We start from the raw sequence: 21,834 nt of genomic DNA on the forward strand, positions 1-21,834 counted from the left end.
GCGGTGAGCCGGTGGCATGTGGGGCCTGGCCGGAGTCTGCGTTGAGTTTTCCCAACCCCAAGGTGTGTGGGCACACATCCATGAGTGGCTGTGAGGCTAACCACTTGCGGGGTTGCAGGCGATCATATACGATCGCGCTCAGATTGCGAGCCAAACCCCAAAGGAGCTTCAATGACTACCCCCGTTTCACCACCCCCGACTCCCCCCGCCGCGGAGCTCGGGCACCGCAATGGGGCCCCGGTCAACCCCGGGAAGATCATCGCCGTGCACACCGCCTTTGAATCCCGCGCCGCCCAACGCGGCCGGCGGCCCGCCCACCCCTCCTACTTCCTCAAAGCCCCCAGCTCCGTCGTGGGAACCGATGCACAGGTCGAACGCCCAGAAGGCACCAGCCTGCTCGCCTTTGAGGGAGAAATCGCCCTGGTCATCGGCGCCCCGGCCCACCGCATCTCCGCGGACACCGCCTGGGAGCACGTCGGCTGGGTCACCGCCAGCAATGACCTGGGGATATACGATTACCGCGCGCAGGACAAAGGCTCGAACATTCGCAGCAAGTCGCGCGACGGCTACACACCGCTGGGCCCCACGCTCATCCCCGCTGCCGGTATAGACCCCACCCGGCTGCGGCTGCGCACCTGGGTCAATGGCGAGCTGGTTCAGCAATCCGGGACCAGCGAGGCCGATCTCATCTTCCCGCTGAGCCAATTCGTCGCCGACCTCTCCCAGCACATGACGCTGGAGACCGGGGACGTCATCCTCACCGGCACCCCCGCAGGTTCTACGGTCATCCAACCCGGCGACACCGTCGAGGTAGAGGTGGACGTCCCCGACGCCCCCCAGGCCACCAGCAGCGGGCGGCTGCGCACGCAGATTATCTCCGGACCCGGCGACTTCGATCCAGCAGTGGGCATGCTGCCGTCCATCGATGACAAGCAGCGCGTCGATGCCTACGGCGACCGGGTAAGCGCCGGCCTGCCCGCCGACCCCCGGGCGCTGCCGCCCCGCCTGCGCGCCCTGCTGGAGGCCTGCCCGGTGGCGGGCCTGTCCGCGCAGCTGCGCGCCCGGGGCTTAAACAACGTCTCCATCGAGGGCGTCCACGCCCTGGGCGGCCACAACCGGATCGTGGGAGTTGCCGCCACCCTGCGCTTCCTGCCCAACAGGGAGGACCTGTTTTCCTCCCACGGCGGTGGCTACAACGTGCAAAAGCAGGCTTTCGACGCCCTGCGTCCCGGCGAGGTGCTGGTCATCGAGGCTCGCGGGGAGTCCGGATCCGGCACGCTCGGCGACATCCTGGCGTTGCGCGCCGCGCACCAGGGCGCGGCCGGCATCATCACCGACGGCGGAGTGCGCGATGCCGCAGAGGTGGCAAGCATCCCGCTGCCGGTGTTTAGCCGCAGCACCCACCCGGCGGTGCTCGGGCGCAAGCATGTGCCCTGGGACCGCGACGTCCCCATCGCCTGCGGCAACGCCACCGTCATTCCCGGCGACATCATCGTGGGCGATAGCGACGGGGTGATTGTCATCCCCCGCGACATCGCCGAGGAGGTAGTCACCGCCGCCCTGCGCAAGGAACACCAAGACGCCTGGGTGGCCGAGCGCGTCGCCGAAGGCCACGGCCTCGACGGCCTCTTCCCGCCCAGCGGGCACTGGAAGCAGGACTACCAGGACTATGTCGCGGCCCACCCCGTGGAAGCGCTGAACGCACCAGACCAAGACGCAAAGGATTCCGATGCCGCGCAATGAGACCAAGACCCAGCGGGCCTACAACTACCTGCGGGGCAAGATCCTTGACCACTCCTACGCACCCGGCCACCGCCTGGTGTTGAGCACCATCGCGGAGACCCTTGACGTCTCTGTCATCCCGGTGCGTGAGGCCATCCGCCAGCTTGAGGCGGAAAACCTGGTCAGCTTCGAGCGCAACGTCGGCGCCAAGGTCACCATGGTCGAGTCCAACGAGTACTTCGACGTCATGGAGACCGTCGCGCTGCTGGAGTCCCGCGCCACGGCGCTGGCTGCCCCGTTGATCCGCGACACCGACATCTCCACGGCCCGGGAGCTCAACGAGAAGATGGAGCGCGCGCTCAGCGATGAAGACGGCTTCGAGCCGGCCACGTTTACCCAGCTGAACAAGAAGTTCCACGAGACCCTCTTTTTGCCCTGCCCCAACGAGCGCCTCATCGACCTGATCTACGCGGAGTGGCAGCGCCTGGACTACCTGCGCGAGTCCATCTTTTCCTTCATCCCCGAGCGCGCCCGCGAATCAGTAGTTGAACACGAGATGCTGCTGCGCCTGATCGAGGGCCACTGCGACGCCGCCTGGATTGAGTCCTACGCCCGCGATCACCGGCTGCGCACCTCCGCCACCTTCGCGGACCAAACAGGCGGCCACGATCACCGCACACCGCGCCGCCCCCAGCGCAACCGCCAGAGTTCCCGCCTGCACGAGCCCGGGTAATCCCCGCCCCGTTGCACCCCTCCCCCCCTGCCCTACTCGACACGAAAGGAACACCTCCATGCCACACTCAGCACGTCCGGAGAATCTTCCTGAGAAGCTGCGCCACTACATCGGCGGCCAGTACGTTGACTCCGTCGATGGCTCCACCTTCGAGGTCATCGACCCCGTGAGCAACGAGCCCTACATCGAGGCCGCCTCAGGAAAGCCGGCGGATATCGACGCCGCCGTCGCCGCAGCCAAGCAGGCCTTCGACCACGGCCCCTGGCCCACCCTGCTGCCGCGGGAGCGCGCCCAGGTCCTCTACGCCATCGCCGACCAGATTGAACAGCGCGAACCCGAACTCGCCGCCATGGAGTCCTTCGACTCCGGCCTGCCGATCAGCCAGGCCAAGGGTCAGGCCCGCCGCGCCGCCGAGAACTTCCGCTTCTTCGCCGACCTCATCGTCGCCCAGGCCGATGATGCGTTCAAGGTTCCGGGCCGCCAGATCAACTACGTCAACCGCAAGCCCATCGGCGTCGCCGGCCTGATCACCCCGTGGAACACCCCGTTCATGTTGGAGTCCTGGAAGCTGGCTCCCGCGCTGGCCACCGGCAACACCGTGGTGCTCAAGCCGGCCGAATTCACCCCGCTGTCCGCATCCCTGTGGCCGGAGATCTTCTCCGCTGCGGGCCTGCCCGACGGCGTGTTCAACATGGTCAACGGCTTCGGCGAGGAAGGCTACGCCGGCGATAGCCTGGTCAAGCACCCTGATGTGCCACTGATTTCATTTACCGGAGAGTCGCGCACGGGGCAGATCATCTTTGCCAACGCCGCGCCCTTCCTCAAGGGCCTGTCCATGGAGCTGGGCGGCAAGTCCCCAGCCATTGTCTTCGATGACGCGGATCTGGATACGGCTATCGACGCCACCATCTTCGGCGTCTTCTCCCTCAACGGCGAGCGCTGCACGGCGGGCTCGCGCATCCTGGTCCAGCGCGGCATCTATGACGAGTTCGTCGAGCGCTACGCCGCGCAGGCCAGCCGGGTCAAGGTGGGCCTGCCCGCCGACCCGGACACCGAGGTCGGCGCCCTGGTCCACCCGGAGCACTATGAGAAGGTCTGCTCCTACATTGAGATCGGCAAGAAGGAAGCACGCCTGGTCGCCGGCGGGGAGCGCCCCGCAGAGTTTCCCACCGGAAACTTCATCTCGCCCACCGTCTTCGTGGACGTCGATCCCTCCGCGCGCATCTTCCAGGAGGAGATCTTTGGCCCGGTGGTAGCCATTACGCCCTTTGACACGGAGGAAGAAGCCCTCGAGCTGGCCAACAACACCAAGTACGGCCTGGCCGCCTATGTGTGGACCTCCGACCTGCGCCGCGCCCACAACTTCGCCCAGGCGGTCGATGCCGGCATGGTCTGGCTCAACTCCAACAACGTCCGTGACCTGCGCACCCCGTTTGGCGGTGTGAAGGCCTCCGGGCTGGGCAATGAGGGCGGCTACCGCTCCATTGAGTTCTACACCGACCAGCAAGCAGTCCACATCAACCTAGGCGAGGTCCACAACCCCGTCTTTGGAAAGCAGTAATTCACGCCCCTTCTTTTCCCCCTCACCTGTCCCAAGGAGATCTGCCATGTCCACCCCCACCCACCTGCCTGCTTCTCGTACGTGCCCGGAAGGCGCCCCTGACATTCTGCGCTGCGCGTACATGGAAATTGTGGTCACTGACTTGAAAAAGTCACGTGAGTTTTACGTCGACGTCCTCGGCCTGGTTGTCACCGAGGAGGACGACAAAGAGATCTACCTGCGCTCCCTGGAGGAGTTCATCCACCACAACATTGTGTTGCGGGAAGGCCCGGAGGCCGCGATCGGCGTCTTTGGCTACCGGGTCCGCGGACCGGAAGATGTGGACCTTGCAGAAGAGTTCTACCGCTCCCGCGGCTGCCGCGTGGAGCGGCGCAAGGACGGCTTTGTCAAGGGCATCGGCGATTCGGTGCGCGTGATGGACCCGCTGGGCTTCCCCGTGGAGTACTTCTACGACGTCGAGCACGTTGAGCGCTTGGCCTGGCACTACGAGCTCTACTCGCCCGGCGCGCTGGTGCGCCTGGATCACTTCAACCAGGTCACCCCGGATGTTCCCACGGCCTGCCGGTTCATGGAGGACTTGGGTTTCCGGATCACGGAGACCATCACTGATTCGGAGGGCACCGAGTATGCCGCCTGGGTGCGGCGCAAGCCCACCGTCCATGACACGGCCATGACCGGTGGGGATGGCCCCCGGATGCACCACATCGCCTTTGCCACCCACGAAAAGCACAACATCTTGTCCATCTGCGACAAGCTGGGCGCGCTGCGGCTGTCTGACCGCATCGAGCGTGGGCCTGGACGCCACGGCGTGTCCAACGCGTTCTACCTGTACCTGCGCGACCCGGATGGCCACCGTGTGGAGATCTACACTCAGGACTACTACACGGGCGACCCGGATAACCCGGTGGTCAACTGGGACGTGCATGACAATCAGCGCCGGGACTGGTGGGGAACGCCCATCGTGCCGTCCTGGTACACGGATGCTTCCCGGGTCTTGGACCTGGACGGCAACCTTGTCCCGCTGGTGACTCGCACTGATGCCTCCGAGTTGGAGGAGACCATCGGCGCGGATGGTTTCTCCTACACCCGGCGTGAGGAAGGCACCGCCTCGATGCCGGCGTGGAAGCTGGGCGAATTCAAGCTGGGCAACCAGCTCTAGCCGGCGCCCCCACGCTGGCCCGGAAAAGTTTCTTGCAAGGCAAAGGAAGGAAGACTGGCCCTCATGCTTGATAAGCAGACACTGGTGGCCATCGCCGACGCGTTGCGCCAGGCGGAGGCTGACCGCTCCATGATTCCCCGGCTGACAGCCGAGTACCCCGATATGACCGTGGAGGACTCTTATGCGGTCCAAAACGTGTGGAGGCAGCGCGGTATTGCCGCCGGGCGCCGCCTGGTGGGGCGCAAGATTGGGTTGACCTCCAAGGTGATGCAGGAGGCGACGGGGATCACCGAGCCGGACTATGGCGCCATCTTCGCGGACATGGTCTACGACAACGGTGCGGTTATTGAGCATGGGCAGTTTTCCAACGTGCGCATTGAGGTGGAGCTGGCCTTCATCCTGGGCGCCGATCTTTCCGGGCCGAACGTCAGCATTTTTGATGTGTTGCGCGCCACCGAGTACGTGGTGCCCGCCTTGGAGATCTTGTCCTCTCGCATTGAGATGGAGGGGCGCACCATCGTGGACACCATCGCCGACAATGCGGCTATGGGGGCGATGGTCTATGGCGGCAATCCGGTGCGCCCGGACGCGGTGGATCTGCGCTGGGTGTCTGCGCTGCTCTACCGCAATGAGCAGCTGGAGGACACCGGCGTGGCCGCAGCGATTCTCAACCATCCGGCACGCGGGGTGGCCTGGCTGGCCAATAAGCTCGCCGAGCACGGCGATACGCTGCACGCTGGGGACATCATCTTGGCCGGGTCCTTTACCAAGCCCATGTGGGTGAACAAGGGGGATTCGGTGCACGCAGACTTTGGTTCTTTGGGGGCGATCACGTGCCGCTTCCAGTGAGCCTTCCCCCCACTTTCGCATCCGCGCTTGCCGGCCCGGATCCGCTCATCGGCCTGTGGGCGAGTGCGGGCAGCGCGGCGACCGCGGAGATCGTCGCGGCGGCAGCGGATTGGGTGCTTATCGACGCCGAGCACTCCCCCTACGACCTCTCCACGGTCACCGACCTGCTGCGCGCGGTGAGCGCCTACCCTGCCATCCCGGTGGTGCGGGTGCCCACGTGTGACACGGTGGTGATCAAGCGCTTCTTGGACCTGGGCGCCCAAAACCTCATGGTCCCGATGGTCCACTCGCCGAGCATTGCCCAAGAGGCGGTCGCGGCCATGCACTACCCCCCGCGTGGCGTGCGCGGGGTGGGCTCCGCGCTCGCGCGGTCCTCGCGGTGGAACGCCGTGCCGGACTACCTGGCCCGGGCGAGCGAGACGCTCAGCCTCACCGTTCAGATCGAATCACCGGAGGCCGTCGCCGCGGCCGCGGACATCGCCCGAGTCGACAGCGTAGATGCGGTGTTCATCGGCCCCTCCGACCTGGCCGCCACGATGGGCCACCTGGGCAACCCACAGCATCCCGACGTCCGCGCCGCGGTAGCCCAGGCCATCGCCGCCGTGCGTGCCACGGGCACCCCGGTGGGGGTCAACTCCTTTGACCTCGCCGCGGCCCGCGGTTACCTGGAGGCCGGCGCTACATTTGTCAATATCGGTGCAGATGTCCAGCTGCTTGCGCAGGCTGTGCGCGCCGCAGTGTCGCAGTTCTAAAGAAAGGTACACACACTCATGTCTGCCAACGTGGAAAAGCTCTTAAGCTCCGTGCCTACCGGACTGCTCATCGGCGGGCGGTGGCGGGGGGCGTCGACAAGCGAAACCTTCCCCGTGCACAACCCGGCCACCGGTGAGGTGCTCGCCGAGGTGGCCGCTGCCAGCAGCGACGACGCCCGCGCGGCCCTCGACGCCGCCGTGGCCGCCCAAGACCAGTGGGCGGCGACCGCCCCGCAGGAGCGCGCCGACATCCTGCGCCGCGCCTATGACCTCATCGGGGAACGCAGCGAGGAATTTGCCACCCTGATGACCCTGGAGATGGGCAAGCCGATTGCCGAGGCCCGCGGCGAGGTCACCTACGGCGCGAACTACCTGCGCTGGTTCAGCGAGGAAACCGTGCGCACCTACGGGCGCTACAGCCCCAACCCCGAGGGCACCCAAACCATGATCACCCGCCGCAAGCCCGTGGGCCCCTGTCTGCTGATCACCCCCTGGAACTTCCCGCTGGCCATGGGCGCACGCAAGGTCGCCCCGGCGCTGGCCGCCGGCTGCACAGTAGTACTCAAGCCGGCAAAACTCACCCCCCTGACCACCGCCCTGTTCGCCGCGATCCTCCAGGAGGCCGGCGTGCCAGCCGGGGTGGTCAACGTGGTCCCCTCCGCCCACGCCGCGGCCATCTCCGAGCCACTGCTTGCCGACGCCCGCCTGCGCAAGGTCTCCTTCACCGGATCCACCGCAGTGGGGCGCACCCTGCTCACGCAGGCCGCCGACAACATCCTGCGCACCTCCATGGAACTCGGTGGCAACGCGCCCTTCATCGTCTTCGCGGACGCCGACATCCCCGCCGCCGCCGACGGCGCCATGGCCGCCAAGATGCGCAACATCGGCGAGGCCTGCACCGCCGCCAACCGCATCTTGGTCCACCAGGACGTCGCCGAGGAATTCACCGCCGAACTTGCCCGCCGCTTTGCCGAGCTCACGATAGGAAACGGCCTGGATGAAACCGTCACCGTCGGCCCCCTGATCCAGCCCAGCGCCGTCGACCACCTCACCGAGCTGGTCGAAGACGCCACCGCCCATGGCGGAGAAATCGTCTGCGGCGGAAGCCCCCTCGAGCGCGACGGCTACTTCTTTGCCCCCACCATCATCACCGGCGCGGATACCTCCGCGCGCGTGTTCACCGAAGAGATCTTTGGTCCCCTGGCGCCCATCTTCACCTTCTCTGACGAACAAGAGGCCTACGCCCTGGCAAACGACACCGAATACGGCCTGGCCTCCTACGTATTTACCGCCGACTACGCCACCGCCATGCGCGCCGCCGACGCCCTGGAATTCGGGCTCGTCGGCTGGAACGCCGGCGCGATCTCCAACGCGGCCGCACCGTTTGGCGGGGTCAAGCACTCCGGCATGGGGCGCGAAGGCAGCGTCGAAGGCATCGAAGAATACACGGAGGTCCAGTACATCGCGGTGCCGCGCTAAGCGTTATGCCTCGCAAGGTTGTCAACGCTGCTTGCCCGGGCACACCCGAAACTGCCTTCGCTGGCCTCCGCTCACGCACCGCCGCCCCCGCCGGGCGCCTGCTTCCGGTTCAACTCATCAACAACGACGGATAGGGCGGCTCGTCTCCGCCCGCCACGGCGCTAGCACTGAGCTGTGCCCCACCCGTAGACTCAGCTGCACCTGCACCACAGGAAAGGAGTAGTCATGCCAGCATCGACACCAGATCACAACGAGTCTCATGCGGATACCCCATCATCGAGCGGGGACAAGCAGCATTCACCAGAGCACATCCAGCTTGCCCAGCAGGTCATGGACAAGATCCGCCAGGCCCAGGAGAGCGGAACCACCCTGCCCTCGTTTTTTGCGGTGCCTCGGACCAAAGATGAGACAGCCAAGAACGAAGACTCGGCGGACAGCGAGTAGGTATCTGGAGTCCTCCCCGGGCTCCCAAACCAAGCCGCGGCGTAGGCGGCGCGGCGCCACTTTCCGTCAGATGCGCCGCGCCGACTAAATCAGAACCCCTGGGCGATGCGGTGGTACACCGAGTTCCAGCGCAGGGAGTCCTCGAATCCCTCCACCGTGGAGTCCTCATCAATGACGGCCAGCTCCACGCCCGCGATGCGCGCAAAGTCCCGCCACGTCTGCACATCAATCGCCGTAGACAGCACCGTGTGGTGGGCCGCACCCGCAGCCAGCCAGCACGCCGCAGAGGTATGGAAGTCCGGCGCCGGCTCCCACACGGCACGCGCAACCGGCAGCTTGGGAAGCGGCGCATCCGGCTCCACCACGTTGACCACGTTGGCCGTCAGGCGGAAACGATCCCGCAGGTCAGACCACGCGACCACAACACCGGGGCCCGGATCCGTATCAAAGACCAGGCGCACAGGGTCAAGGCGGTTACCAATGCCCAGCGGGTGGATCTCCATCCGCGGCCGCGCACTGGTCAGCGACGGGCAGACCTCCAACATGTGCGCGCCCAGGATCTTCTCCTGGCCCGGCACCATGTTGTAGCAGTAGTCCTCCATCAGGCTCGCCCCGCCGTCCAGGCCGTAGCCCATGACCTTGGCAATGCGGATGAGCAGGCCCGTCTTCCAGTCGCCCTCCGCGCCGAAACCATAGCCGTCTGCCATGAGGCGCTGCACGGCCAGGCCGGGCAGCTGTTCTAGGGCTCCTAAGTCCTCAAAGCTATCCGTAAACGCCTGGGCACCAACCTCTTCCAAGAACCCACGCAGGGCGGCCTCCTGGCGGGCCGCGTAGCGCAGCGCATCGTGCTGCGCCCCTCCTGCCCGCAGTTCGGGGACGACGTCGTAAAGCTCCTCGTACTCGTCGATGAGGCGATCGATCTCGGAGTCGGCGACGGCGTCGATAGCCGCGGCGAGGTCGTTGACGGCCCACGTGTTGACTGAGGTGCCAAAGACGATCTCAGCCTCGGTCTTATCGCCCTCGGTGACGGCAACATTGCGCATGTTATCGCCAAAACGCACCAGGTTGAGGTGCTGTGCCTCATCCCAGCCGGCGGCGGCGCGCGCCCACGTGCCAATGCGCTTGGTCACGCGCTCTTCCTTGCTGTGGCCCACCACCGTCACCCGCGGGATGCCCATCCGGGTGAGGATGTATCCGAACTCCCGGTCGCCGTGGGCCGCCTGGTTGAGGTTCATGAAGTCCATGTCGATGGTCGCCCACGGCAGCTGCGCCTCATCCTGGGTGTGCAGGTGCAACAGCGGCTTGCGCAGCGCGTCCAGGCCCCGGATCCACATCTTCGCCGGGGAGAACGTGTGCATCCAGGCGATCACGCCGATGACTTCCTTGCGGGCGCCTGCCTCCACGAGGGTATCGGCAATAGCATCCGAATCCGTCAGCGTGGGCTTCCACACCACGGGCACGGGGATATTGCCCGCATCATTGAGGTTGCTCACCACCGCCTGCGACTGCTCGGCCACCTGACGCAGCGTTTCTTCTCCGTAGAGATGCTGCGAGCCGGTGAGAAACCAGATTTCCTTTCCCTCAAAGGGATTCTTCATAGCCATGATGTTCGGCTCCTTATCTTGAGTGTGTATCCCGCCGTGTTGGGGGCGGTCTTATTGCCCGTAGACGTTTTGGTAGCGGTCATACAGGTGGTCGATTTTGTCCTGCGGAATGGGGCTAAGCTCGCCGAGTTGGCGGGCAAGATGCATGGCCTTGGCCACCTCTTCGACCATCACGGCGGCCTTGACGGCCGCCCGGCCCGTGGCGCCTATGGTGAATGGCCCGTGGTTTTTCATCAGCACGGCAGGCGAAGGCGAATCGCGCAGCGTATCCACGATCCCGCGCCCGATGGAGTCATCCCCGATGATGGCAAACGGGCCCACCGGCACCGGGCCCCCAAACTCGTCCGCCATCATGGTCAACCCGCAGGGGATGTCCTCGCCGCGGGCAGCCCACGCGCACGCATACGTCGAATGGGTGTGGACCACTCCGCCTACGTGAGGCATGTGCTCATAGACGTAGGCGTGGGCGGCGGTATCCGAACTCGGCTTGCCCTGCCCGTCGATGAGCCGGCCCTTGACGTCACAGACCACCATGGACTCGGGCGTCAGCTCGTCATAGCTGACCCCGGAGGGTTTGATCACCAAAAGATCCTTATCCGAGGCCACCCCGCTCGGATCCACGACCACGCGCTCAGAGACGTTTCCGGCCGTCCATACCACCAGCCCCCAGCGCGGCAACTCCGCGTGCAACGCGGCCACCCGGGCGCGGGTGTCTGCCACGGCACGGCGCACCTCCGCCGAATACTCGTGCAAAGACTGCACAGACTGCTGACTAACCACTCGAATTCAACTCCACTTCTTCACATCTTTAGGAAGGACTCCCAGCGCCGCCGGGTGCGGGCGCACTAGTCCCCCAACAACTCCACCGCCACGCGCTGAATGCCCAGGCCGGCCTCATAGCGAGCCAAGAACTGTTCAAACCCCTCCACCGCGGCGGGACGGGGCTCCACCACCTCCGGGGTGGCGTTGGCAAAAATCTGCTTATCCAGGAAGTCCGGGAGGCTTAAGCCCGCCTCCGCGTCCAGGTAGCGCGCCAGGATGGCAATGCCCCAGGCGCCACCCTCCGCCGCCGATTCCGCCACCCCCACGGGCGTATTCAGGGCCGCCGACAACAACCGCTGGCCCACGCCCTTGGTGCGGAAAAGCCCACCGTGGGCAAAGAGGACGTCAATATCCGTGCCCTCCTCTCGCAGGATGCGCATGCCCAGCTCCAAGGTGGCAAAGGCGGCATAGACCTGGGCGCGCAGGAAGTTGGACACGCTCAGCGTGGAGGTCGGACCCCGGACGATCAAGGGACGGCCCTGATCCAACCCGGTGATGGGCTCCCCGGACAGGTAGTTGTAGGCAAGCAGGCCGCCGGCGTCTTCATCCCCGGCCAGGGCCTCGGTGAGCAGCACCTGGTAGACGTCATCCATATTGGCAATCTGGCTGTGGCCAAAAGCCACGGCCACCTGGGCGAACAGCTCCATCCAGGCGGACAGCTCATTGGTGCCGTTGTTGCAGTGGACCATGGCCACAGGCGAGCCGTCCGGGGTGGCTACCGGGTCAATCTCTGCGTGAACGGCCCGGGAGATCTCGTCTTGGACCACCATGGCAAAAATGCTGGTGCCCACGGAGACGTTTCCGGTGCGCGGACGCACCGCATTGGTGGCCACCATGCCCGTTCCGGCATCGCCTTCCGGCGGGCAGCACTGGATCCCGGGGCGCAAGGCCCCGGTGGGATCGATCAAGCGTGCGCCCTCGGCCGTGAGGGTGCCTGCCGGCTCGCCGGCGCTCAAGACCTCGGGCAACAGCTCGCGCAGCGGGGCGATCCGGGGGCCGGGACGATCGGCCACCAGGGCGTCGAAAGCAGACACCATGGTTGCGTCATAGTCGCCGGTGGCGGTGTCGATGGGGAACATGCCCACGGCATCGCCCACGCCTAAGACCTTGCGGCCCGTCAGCTTCCAGTGGACATAGCCGGCCAGGGTGGTAAAGAACGCCACATCGGCCACGTGCTGTTCGCTATCGAGGATCGCCTGGTAGAGGTGCGCGATAGACCAGCGCAGGGGGATGTTACGGCTAAACAGCGCGGTGAGTTCCTCCGCGGCCGGGCCGGTGTAGGTATCCCGCCACGTCCGAAACGGGACGAGCTGCTCGTCGCGGTCATCAAAGGCCAGGTAGCCGTGCATCATCGCGGACACCCCCAGGGCGCGGAAGCGCGGTTCGATGGTGTGCTCCGCGAGGGCGTGGGCGAGCTGGCTATAGGCCTGCTGAAGGCCCTTCCACACGTCGTCGAGAGGGTAGCTCCAGTGTCCGTCGACCAGGGTGTTTTCCCATTCCGAGGCGCCGGTTGCCACGGTGGTTCCGGAGGCATCCACGGCGCAGGCCTTGATCCGGGTGGAGCCGAGTTCTATGCCGAGGTATAGCGCATCGCTTGGTATGAGGGTGGGGGTTCCTGTGGAGGTCATGCCAGGGCTGTCCTTTCGCTCGAATGTGAACGCTCATTTGGCTTATCCATGGACTTTTTAGGGGTATAGCTGCAACGCTAGCATCTCCGGTCACATTCCTCTCCTTAAATGTGATCGCTCACATCCAGCGGTGAAGCCCGGAGCACCCACCGGGGAAGCGCCCGCACGCCCCCACGCCAGCCGCATGTACCTGAAAGCCTTAGGCTTGACCTTGCCCTTTGCCCGCCACCCCCAAGCCACTAGAAGGCAGCGTGACCATGCCTCGCCGAGACCACAGCCCCACAGGACCTTCCCCCCACTCGGGGGCATCCTCCTCCAGCGAGACCACCGAGACAGCCGAGGCCACCGAGACCACCAGCGCTCCAAGGACCGCTAGCCACAACCCCACCATGGCCGAGGTCGCCGCCGAGGCTGGGGTCTCCCACCAAACCGTCTCTCGGGTGATCAACGAGTCCCCTGGGGTACGCCCGCAAACCAAGCAGCGGGTGCAGGCAGCCATAGACAAGCTGGGGTACCGCAGGAATCTCGCCGCCCGGGCGCTGGTCACGCGCCAATCCGGGCTCATTGGGGTCATCGCTGTCGGCTCTTTTCAGTACGGGCCGACCAGCACGCTGGCCTCACTGGAGCGCGCCGCGCGGGAGAACTCCTACCTCACGCTGATTGCCACCATCGCCGAGACAAGCCACGAGCAATTTCGCACGGCCCTCAACGAGTTTTTGGAGCGCTCCGTCGAGGCCATCGTGGTCATTGCCTCGCGGGAGTCCCTGGTCTGGTTCGCCGGCGCGCTGAACCTGGCCGTCCCGTTGATCGTGCTGGGCCCGCGCCCCGCCGACCTAGAGGGGCTGACCTGCCTGAGCGTGTCCCAGGCGGGCGGCGCACGCCTGGCGGTCTCCCATCTGCTGGAGCTGGGGCACCGGGACATCACGCTGCTAACCGGCCCGAGCAATTGGGTGGATGCGCAGCGCCGCCTCCAGGGTGCGCTCAGCGAGTGCGAGGCCCACGGGGTGCAGCCGCGCATCGCCTCGGGCGACTGGAATCCGGCTTCTGGCTACGAGGCGGGCATGCGGGTGGCCGACTTGCCTCCCGCCGCCCGGCCGACGGCCGTGTTCTGCGCCAATGACCACATGGCGCTGGGCTTTTTGGCGGCCTGCCACACTCAAGGCATTCGGGTGCCGGAGGACATCTCGGTGGTCGGGTTTGACGATATCCCCGGCGTGGCCTACTACACCCCCGGCCTGACCACGGTGCACCAGGACTTTTCGGAGCTCGGCTCCCGGGCCATCGGTGCCGCGCTGGAGATGATCGCGGGGCGCACGCCGGTCACGGAACCGGTGCCTGCGACGCTGGTGATTCGCGGATCCACGGCCCCACCGCGGCAGTAGGGGCGAAGCGGGGGCACGGGGGCGTCGCCAAGCGGGATGCATGCGCAGCGCTACCCCTCAAAGGGGGTATTTTTTTCGCTTTTCGACGCCCCCTTCCGCCCGCGACCGAGCGCCCGGAGCTGCACCTTTGCCACTCCAGGGTTTAAAAGTGATCCCGATCACTAATTGTTAGCGCTCTCATTTGGATAACATCAATCCTCATACCATGTATGAACACGTTGTTAGCGCTCATTAGTTGGGGTACCGCACGGTACGCCCCTCGACCTGACCCTAGGAGGCCTTCATGAGCACTGCCCCCCAGCCCACCGAAAAGTCGATCCCCCGCGGCTTTATTTACTTCTTCGGTGCCTTCGGCGGGATCCTTTTCGGCTACGACATCGGAGTGATGACCGGCGCCCTGCCCTTCCTCCAACATGACTGGAACCTCCAGGACAACGCCGCCACCATCGGATGGATCACCTCCTCCCTCATGCTGGGAGCCGTGCTCGGCGGCGCGCTATCCGGCCAGCTCTCCGACCGCTTTGGCCGCCGAAAGATGATCCTGGTCGCCGCGATTATCTTCGCCCTCGGATCCATCCTCTGCGGCATCTCCCCCACCAACGGCACCCTCTACCTCATCGCCGTGCGCATCCTGCTCGGCCTGGCCGTCGGCGCAGCCAGCGCGCTCGTGCCCGCCTACATGTCAGAAATGGCGCCCGCAGAACTGCGCGGACGGCTCTCCGGACTCAACCAAACGATGATCGTCTCCGGCATGCTGCTCAGCTACATCATGGCCTGGTTCCTGCGCCACCTGCCGCACACCTGGGCCTGGCGCTCCATGCTGGCCCTGGCCGCCGTTCCTGCCGTCATCCTGTTCCTCGGCGTGCTCAAGCTGCCCGAATCCCCGCGATTCCTGGTGAAAAACGGCAACCACGACCAAGCCCGCCAGGTGCTCAGCTACATCCGCGCACCCGAAGACATCGACGCGGAGCTGGCAGAAATTCAGCGCAACGCCGAAATCGAGCAACAAGCCAACGCCAGCACCTCCTGGTCAACGCTGCTGTCGAGCCGCTACCGCTACCTGGTCATCGCCGGCGTGGGCGTCGCCGCCTTCCAACAATTCCAGGGCGCCAACGCGATCTTCTACTACATTCCCCTCATCGTGGAAAGCGCCACGGGCACCGCGGCGTCCGACGCCCTGATGTGGCCCATCATTCAGGGCGCGATTCTGGTGATCGGCTCGCTGGTCTTCCTGGTCATCGCAGACAAGTTCAACCGCAAGACCCTGCTCATGATGGGCGGATCCGTCATGGCGGCATCCTTCCTGCTGCCGGCAATTATCAACCTGTTTACGGACAACGCCAACCCCATGCTCATCGTGGTGTTCCTGTCGCTCTACGTGGCGTTCTACTCCTTTACCTGGGCACCGCTGACCTGGGTGCTCGTCGGAGAGATCTTCCCGCTGCTGGTACGCGGACGCGCCAGCGGCCTGGCCAGCTCCTTTAACTGGATTGGCTCCTTTGCCATCGGCCTGCTCTTCCCCATCATGACCGCCTCCATGCCCCAAGACATGGTCTTTGCCATCTTTGGCCTGATCTGCATCGCTGGCGTGATCTTTGTGGCCACCCGGGTGCCGGAAACTCGCGGTCACTCGCTCGAGGAGATCGAGGAAGCCCACGCGGGTGTGCAGCCCGCAGTGCAGTAGCCCGGCGCGGCGCGACCTGCGGTGCGGTGGGGATCCTCTCCCCCCGCCCCGCACCGGTGCTGCCTAGCCGGTGTGACCCCCTGATGGAAGTTGTCCACAGCCAGGTGCGAAACCTACCCACACCTTGTCATGGACTTGCTAGACTCCTGGCATGCTTCTTGCACGATGCTTACAACAAGCTGTAGGGCTGGGCATCGTGGCACTACTAACCGGGGGAATGCTCACTTCATGCACCGCGTATGTCCCCGCGTTTTCTGCCGCGAACTGCCCGGAGATTGAGCTTCCCGAGGGCACCCCAGCCGGTGATCGCGCCTCCTGGAACATGAACAGGCACGGCCTGGCCACCGAGTTGCAGCGCTGCCTGACTGATGCGGATGCGCGTGGGTTTCTTGCCGATGCCCACGGCGGCGCACTTCCCCCAGCCGAAGACGTCGGGGTGCCCCACCCCACGCTAGGCACCCCCACTGCCCCCAACGATCTTCCCGCCACTCCGCCTTCCCCGCCCGCGCCGAGCAGGCCAGAGCGAGCCCAGCCGCCGCGCAACCAGAACCAGGAGCCGAAGGCTCCCGCGCGCCCAGAAGTGATCAAAGACCGGAAGATCTACCGCAACAGTGAGGACTTTACGTTCCTCAACGACATGGGCCGCGTGGCCCCCGGGGCAAAGTACCAAACCGAGCGCGGCATGTGCTCCTTCGGCTGGGCCGTCGCCTACGCCTCCAGTCCCTCGCGGAGGTTCAACCTCACAGCGGGCCACTGCGGTGAGATCGGAGAAAAGATCTACATCCCCTCCACCGACGGGCAGTTCTACAACGTTGGGGAGTTCGTGTGGAAGCGCCTCGACGGGTCTGGAAAAACCGTAGGACCAGGCCCGGACTACGGGCTCATTGAGATCTACCCCGACTATTATCGCTACGTCGACGGCACTCCCCCAGTCACCTTGGGTGGTCAACCACTACGCCTCAAGGGGTGGAAGTCCGCACAGTGGCTGGCCGCCGAAAAGCCCTATATTTGCAGGCTGGGCTGGCGCTCGGGGCTCTCGTGCGGCAACTACCAGGCCATGCTCAACTCCATGACCCTGACGTTTGATGCCATTCAGGATCATGGCGATTCCGGCGGCGCCATCTGGGCGATGGACCCGGCCGACCCCACCAACACAACCGTCTTTGCCGTCGGGGTCGCCAGTTGGATGCGCAATGATGATGCCACCACCGCCGGCGCGAAGGTCATCGAGCCGGTGATGGAGTCCCAGGGTCTGACCATTATCCAGTAGTGCGCGCGGGCCGCTGGGCCGCTCCGATTCACCACCCCGGTGGAGCCGGCTGCCCCAACTCAGTAGTGTCAAGGATTATGCGCAAAGACCTTGTTGCCCAGGGAATTGACCGGATACTTGCCCAGATCGCGGACGGCACGTGGGCGGAGGGCGCTGCGCTGCCCCCGGAGTCCCAGCTGGCCGAGTATCTGGATGTCTCTCGGCCCACCATGCGTGAGGTGGTGCGCTCCCTGGCGGATCGGGGTGTGCTGGATGTGGTGCACGGGCGCGGCACCTTCGTCCAGCCGATTGACCGGTGGACGTCGATGGAAACGGTCATCCGCACGCTGTCTGCCACCACCAGCCAACGCCAGATGGGCCGGTGGCTGGTGCAGGTTCGGCGGATGATTGAGGTGGGCTCTACCGGCCTGGCGGCGCAGAATGCCACGGCGGAGGATTGTGCGCGGATGCGCGCTTCCTTGGAGGATTTCACGGCTGCCGACGCCGCCGGGGACGTCGCCCGCGCCGCCGCCGCGGACATGGAGTTCCACAGCAGGGTCATCGCGGCGACGGGAAACCCGCTGCTCAACGTGGCCATCGCACCGTTGGCTGAGGCGCTGACCCGCTCGCGGGAGGCCACCAGCTCTATTCCGGAGGTGCGCGCTCGGGCGTTGCATCACCACCAGACGATCGCCGCGGCGATTGCCGCGGGCGACCCCACGCGGGCCAAGAATGCCATGCGCGCCCACATGGAGCAGACCGCCCGGGATATTGAGTCCTTCCTGCCTGAATAGCAAGAGGTGGCGTGGCGGGGGTGACAAGCGGGGGCGTCGCTAAGCGTGAACATGCTATGGTTGCCCCAATGACACCAGACCTCTGAGGTCTAAGGAATTGGAGAGTTTCTATGGCACGCCCACGCACCCTCGACGAACTGCTGGAAGGCCACGCCCCAGCGCCCACCATCACCGCAGCCGAGGTCGCGCAGGCCCACCGCGACAGCAACGGGCCCACGCTCATCGTCCTCGACGATGACCCCACCGGCACCCAATCCGTGGCCGACCTCCCGGTGATCACCTCCTGGGACACCGCCGACCTGCGCTGGGCGCTCGACCAAGGCGCCCCCGCCATCTACGTGATGACCAACTCCCGCTCGCTCGCCCCGGACGACGCCGCCCGCGTCAACCGGGAGGTCGTGGCCGCCGCCACCGCCGCAGCGCAGGAGACCGGCACGGCGCTGGCCTTCGTGTCCCGCTCCGATTCCACCCTGCGCGGCCACTTCCCCCTCGAACCCGACGTCCTGGCCGAGGCCAGCCCCACCCCCATTGACGGGGTCATCATCGTGCCCGCCTTCGGGGATGCCGGGCGCATCACCATCGATGCTATCCACTACGCCGGCAGTCAGGCGGACGGGTTCATCCCCGTGGGCGAATCCGAGTTCGCCCGTGACTCCACCTTCGGATACACCTCTTCTGACCTGCGCGAATGGGTGGCCGAAAAGACCCACGGCGCGGTGCCCATCACCCGCGTGGCACACGTCGACCTGGATACCCTGCGCACGGACACTCAGGCCACCACCGCCATCCTGGCACAGGCCACCGACCGGCAGCCCATCGTGTGTGACATCGTCACCGAGGAGGACCTACGCGCCCTGGCGCTGGCCGTCATCGCCGCCGAAGAGCAAGGCAAGCATTTCATCTACCGGGTCGGCCCGCCATTCGTCCGCGCGCGCATCGGGCAGGAGCCCCCGGCCGTGGTCACGGCACCTCCGGCTTCGGCGGAACCGCCGGCATCGCAGGCACCGCAGGCTCAGGCTGATGCCCCCGCCGAATCCGCTCGCCCGGCAACTCGCGGCGGGCTGGTCGTCGTGGGATCGCACGTGCCCACCACCACCCGCCAGCTTTCCCACCTGGTAGACACCGCCCAGCCGCTGACCGTGGAGATCAACGCCCGGCGCGTGCTCGACGGCGAGCCCGGCTATCTGGACACGCTTGCCCAGCAGGTCTGCGCCGGGCTGGAGCAGACCACGGTGGTGCTGCACACCTCCCGCGAGCTCATCGAGGGCAGCGACGAACAAGACTCGCTGCGCATCGCCCGCGACATTTCCGCGGCGGTGGTGGGCGTGGTCAACCGCACCGTGCACACGGTCGCTCCGCGGTTTGTCATTGCCAAGGGCGGGATCACCTCCTCTGATGTGGCCTCCAAGGGCTTGGAGATGACCCGCGCGCGGGTCATCGGCCCGATGGAGCCCGGGATCATCTCCATGTGGCAGGCCCTCGATGGGCCCGCCGCCGGGGTGCCCTACATCGTGTTTGCCGGCAACGTGGGCACGGATGAGTCCCTGGCCCACGTGGTCAGCGTGCTGTCCTAATACCCCCTTCCCCCACCTTCTTCCTACTGTCAAGGAGTTTCCTCATGTCCCCCACTGATCAAGCAGTACCCACCACGATCACCGTCATCGGGTTAGGCGCCATGGGCCTGCCCATGGCCACCAACCTGGCCACCCGCTTTTCCGTGCGCGGCGTGGACATTGCTGAAGATCGCCTGGAGCTGGGCCGCTCCGCGGGCTTAAGCGTGTACACCTCCGCCACGGAGGCAGTCGCGGGCGCGGACGTGGTGCTGTTGGCGGTCCGTGACCAGGCTCAGCTGACCGAGGTGCTCTTTGGCACCACCGGAATTGTGGAGCACATGTCCCCCGGCTCCGCCATCATCTTGACCTCCACCGTGGGCATGGGTGCGGTGGAGGCCGTGGCCCCCGCGCTTTCGGAGGCTGGCATTCGGCTTATCGACGCCCCCATCTCCGGCGGTCCCGCCCGCGCCGGCGCCGGCGACCTGTTGGTCACCGTTGGGGCAACCCAGGAGGACTTTGACCACCTGGCCCCAGTGCTGGAGACCATGAGCTCCACGCTGGTGCATGTGGGTAACGCCCCGGGCAAGGGCCAGGCGCTGAAAACCGTCAACCAATTGCTGTGCGGCATCCACATCGCCGCCGGCGCGGAGGCGCTGGCCCTGGCCGACCGCCTGGGCCTGGACCAGAAGACGGCCCTGGATGCCCTCATGGCGGGGGCTGCTGCCTCCTTCATGCTGGGTGATCGCGGTCCGCGCATGCTTGAGGCCTATGACGAGCCGGGTGCAGAAGTAAAGTCCCGCCTGGACATCTTTGTCAAGGACATGGGCATTGTCACGGATGCGGCCCACGCTGCGGGTATGCCGGTGCCGATCGCCGCCGCCGCGGAGCAAACCTATGCCGCGGGCCTAGTCCGCGGCTGGGGTGCCGATGATGATTCCTCCATCATCCGCGTCAACGCCCCCACCCGTGCGGAGAACGCTTCATGACGGGTATGGCGCTATTAGGGGTGGGCATCGCGGCGGTTGCCCTCCTCCTCGCGCTGGTCATCTGGGTGCGGCTGCCTGCCTTCGTGGCGCTGATCTTGGTCTCCGTCATCACCGCCATCGTCGCAGGTATCCCCCTGGCTGATGCCACCGGAACGGTCACTAAGGGCATTGGCAACACCTTAAGCTCCGTGCTGGTGGTGGTTGGCCTCGGCGCGATGCTGGGCCGGATGATCGAGGCGTCCGGCGGGGCGGACTCGCTGGCCACCTATTTCACGCTGAAGTTGGGCAAGAAGCGCGTGGTTGCGGCGGTGACCATCGCCGCGTTCATCCTGGGCATCCCGGTGTTCTTTGACGTCGGCTTTATCATCCTGGCGCCGATCATCTTCGCCTTCGCGCGCGTGGTGGGCCTCAACCCGCTGAAGATCGGCCTGCCGGTCGCCGGCATCATGCTCACCGTCCACGTGGTCACCCCGCCGCACCCCGGCCCGGTGGCCGCCGCGGGCCTGCTCGATGCTGACCTTGGCCTGGTCTTAGCATTCTCGCTGCCGCTGGCCGCCCTTGCCGGTGTGGCCGGCTACTGGCTGGCCCGCCTCATCCGGGTAGACACTGTCACCTTGCTGGACTCACCAGCCACGGAGGCACCGCCGGTCTCCGATACGGTGCCGCCGCGCCCGGGCATTGTCATGGGGCTGATCTTGCTGCCCATCGCCCAGATCATGGTGGGCACCGTGGGCTCGTTGCTTCTCGACGACCACCCCATCATCACCTTCTTAGGCTCCGCACCCATCGCGCTCCTCACCGCCGTACTCGTGGCCTTTGTGGTCCTGGGCCGCGACCAAGGCTGGGACCTGACCCGCCGCTCGACGATCCTGGATTCGGCGTTGCCAGACGTTGCCGTGATCATCTTTGTCACCGGCGCCGGCGGTGGCTTTGCCAACGTGCTGGTAGAAAGCGGCATCGGCCAGGTGGTCTCCGACATGCTCATCGCCACCGCCATGCCCCTGATCCTGTTGGCCTACGTGCTCTCCTTGCTGCTGCGCGCAGCCCAAGGATCCGCCACCGTAGCCATCCTGACCACCGCAGGTCTGCTGCTCACCCCGATTACCGACGCCGCCCTATCCAACACCCAGACAGCCCTACTGGCCTGCGCCATCGGTTTCGGCGCCCTGGGCTTAAGCCACATCAACGACTCCGGCTTCTGGATTGTCACCCGCTACCTGGGCCTATCCGTTAAGGACGGCCTGCGCACCTGGACAGTCTTGTCCACCGGATTCTCCGTGGCAGGCTTCGCCCTGACCTGGGCGGCGTACGCGCTGGTGTAACGGTAGACAACTGCACACGTCGGCCTCGGGCACCTCACCATCGGGTGTCCGGGGCCAACCTATTCTCCACTGCGCTGCTCCCCCACTTTGGGGGAAGATGAGATTAATAAT

18 protein-coding genes are annotated in these 21,834 nt (G+C 65.8%); 15 read left to right on the forward strand and 3 right to left on the reverse strand.

Features of this window, described 5'->3' with window-relative positions; genetic code table 11:
* Nucleotides 1-171: 171 nt before the first annotated feature.
* The 8 genes from LH390_RS08650 to LH390_RS08685 all read left to right on the forward strand — a co-directional run bounded on the left by LH390_RS08650 (nucleotide 172) and on the right by LH390_RS08685 (nucleotide 8,699).
* Nucleotides 172-1,743, forward strand: coding sequence for a fumarylacetoacetate hydrolase family protein (locus LH390_RS08650; RefSeq protein WP_227288197.1), 1,572 nt, complete (start codon nucleotides 172-174; stop codon nucleotides 1,741-1,743).
* Nucleotides 1,730-2,455 (forward strand): GntR family transcriptional regulator, encoded by a 726-nt coding sequence (locus LH390_RS08655; protein ID WP_227281692.1) that lies wholly within the window; start codon nucleotides 1,730-1,732, stop codon nucleotides 2,453-2,455. The genes LH390_RS08650 and LH390_RS08655 overlap by 14 nt, the downstream gene beginning before the upstream one ends.
* 58 nt (nucleotides 2,456-2,513) lie before the next feature.
* Nucleotides 2,514-4,016, forward strand: a complete 1,503-nt coding sequence (gene hpaE / locus LH390_RS08660; RefSeq protein WP_227281691.1) for a 5-carboxymethyl-2-hydroxymuconate semialdehyde dehydrogenase — start codon at nucleotides 2,514-2,516, stop codon at nucleotides 4,014-4,016.
* Nucleotides 4,017-4,062: 46 nt separating this feature from the next.
* Nucleotides 4,063-5,175: a 3,4-dihydroxyphenylacetate 2,3-dioxygenase gene (gene hpaD / locus LH390_RS08665; RefSeq protein ID WP_227281690.1), complete on the forward strand. Its 1,113-nt coding sequence runs from the start codon at nucleotides 4,063-4,065 to the stop codon at nucleotides 5,173-5,175.
* Nucleotides 5,176-5,238: 63 nt separating this feature from the next.
* Nucleotides 5,239-6,024, forward strand: a complete 786-nt coding sequence (gene hpaH / locus LH390_RS08670; RefSeq protein ID WP_227281689.1) for a 2-oxo-hept-4-ene-1,7-dioate hydratase — start codon at nucleotides 5,239-5,241, stop codon at nucleotides 6,022-6,024.
* Nucleotides 6,009-6,776, forward strand: a complete 768-nt coding sequence (locus LH390_RS08675; protein WP_227326811.1) for an aldolase/citrate lyase family protein — start codon at nucleotides 6,009-6,011, stop codon at nucleotides 6,774-6,776. The genes hpaH and LH390_RS08675 overlap by 16 nt, the downstream gene beginning before the upstream one ends.
* An 18-nt stretch (nucleotides 6,777-6,794) precedes the next feature.
* Nucleotides 6,795-8,255, forward strand: coding sequence for an NAD-dependent succinate-semialdehyde dehydrogenase (locus tag LH390_RS08680; protein WP_227281687.1), 1,461 nt, complete (start codon nucleotides 6,795-6,797; stop codon nucleotides 8,253-8,255).
* 225 nt (nucleotides 8,256-8,480) lie between these two features.
* Entirely contained in the window at nucleotides 8,481-8,699 is a 219-nt protein-coding gene (locus tag LH390_RS08685; RefSeq protein ID WP_227281686.1) for a hypothetical protein, read from the forward strand.
* An 89-nt stretch (nucleotides 8,700-8,788) separates the two neighbouring features.
* Here the strand turns inward: LH390_RS08685 and araA are convergent, their stop codons facing one another.
* From araA to LH390_RS08700, 3 genes are all read right to left on the reverse strand, one after another.
* Complete coding sequence (gene araA / locus LH390_RS08690) at nucleotides 8,789-10,303, reverse strand: L-arabinose isomerase (RefSeq protein WP_428845000.1); 1,515 nt, start codon at nucleotides 10,301-10,303, stop codon at nucleotides 8,789-8,791.
* 51 nt (nucleotides 10,304-10,354) lie between these two features.
* Nucleotides 10,355-11,056: an L-ribulose-5-phosphate 4-epimerase gene (locus LH390_RS08695; protein WP_227282716.1), complete on the reverse strand. Its 702-nt coding sequence runs from the start codon at nucleotides 11,054-11,056 to the stop codon at nucleotides 10,355-10,357.
* 92 nt (nucleotides 11,057-11,148) lie between these two features.
* Nucleotides 11,149-12,753, reverse strand: coding sequence for a xylulokinase (locus LH390_RS08700; RefSeq protein ID WP_227281685.1), 1,605 nt, complete (start codon nucleotides 12,751-12,753; stop codon nucleotides 11,149-11,151).
* 257 nt (nucleotides 12,754-13,010) lie between these two features.
* Here LH390_RS08700 and LH390_RS08705 point away from each other — a divergent pair, with 257 nt between their 5' ends.
* The 7 genes from LH390_RS08705 to LH390_RS08735 all read left to right on the forward strand — a co-directional run bounded on the left by LH390_RS08705 (nucleotide 13,011) and on the right by LH390_RS08735 (nucleotide 21,723).
* Nucleotides 13,011-14,135 carry a LacI family DNA-binding transcriptional regulator gene (locus LH390_RS08705; protein WP_227281684.1) on the forward strand — a complete coding sequence of 375 codons (1,125 nt, stop codon included), beginning with the start codon at nucleotides 13,011-13,013 and terminating at the stop codon, nucleotides 14,133-14,135.
* Nucleotides 14,136-14,418: 283 nt separating this feature from the next.
* Entirely contained in the window at nucleotides 14,419-15,819 is a 1,401-nt protein-coding gene (locus LH390_RS08710) for a sugar porter family MFS transporter (RefSeq protein WP_227281683.1), read from the forward strand.
* A 217-nt stretch (nucleotides 15,820-16,036) separates the two neighbouring features.
* A complete protein-coding gene (locus LH390_RS08715) occupies nucleotides 16,037-17,089 on the forward strand; it encodes a chymotrypsin family serine protease (protein ID WP_227281682.1) in 1,053 nt (350 codons plus the stop codon).
* Between the two features lie 77 nt (nucleotides 17,090-17,166).
* Nucleotides 17,167-17,862: a FadR/GntR family transcriptional regulator gene (locus tag LH390_RS08720; protein ID WP_227281681.1), complete on the forward strand. Its 696-nt coding sequence runs from the start codon at nucleotides 17,167-17,169 to the stop codon at nucleotides 17,860-17,862.
* 110 nt (nucleotides 17,863-17,972) lie between these two features.
* Nucleotides 17,973-19,436, forward strand: a complete 1,464-nt coding sequence (locus tag LH390_RS08725) for a four-carbon acid sugar kinase family protein (protein ID WP_227281680.1) — start codon at nucleotides 17,973-17,975, stop codon at nucleotides 19,434-19,436.
* A 44-nt stretch (nucleotides 19,437-19,480) separates the two neighbouring features.
* Nucleotides 19,481-20,401: an NAD(P)-dependent oxidoreductase gene (locus LH390_RS08730; protein ID WP_227281679.1), complete on the forward strand. Its 921-nt coding sequence runs from the start codon at nucleotides 19,481-19,483 to the stop codon at nucleotides 20,399-20,401.
* Nucleotides 20,398-21,723 (forward strand): GntP family transporter, encoded by a 1,326-nt coding sequence (locus tag LH390_RS08735; RefSeq protein WP_227281678.1) that lies wholly within the window; start codon nucleotides 20,398-20,400, stop codon nucleotides 21,721-21,723. Before LH390_RS08730 ends, LH390_RS08735 begins: the two co-directional genes overlap by 4 nt.
* Nucleotides 21,724-21,834 lie beyond the last annotated feature (111 nt).

The organism is Corynebacterium uberis (assembly GCF_020616335.1).
In the GTDB taxonomy this organism is placed as follows: Bacteria; Actinomycetota; Actinomycetes; order Mycobacteriales; family Mycobacteriaceae; genus Corynebacterium; species Corynebacterium uberis.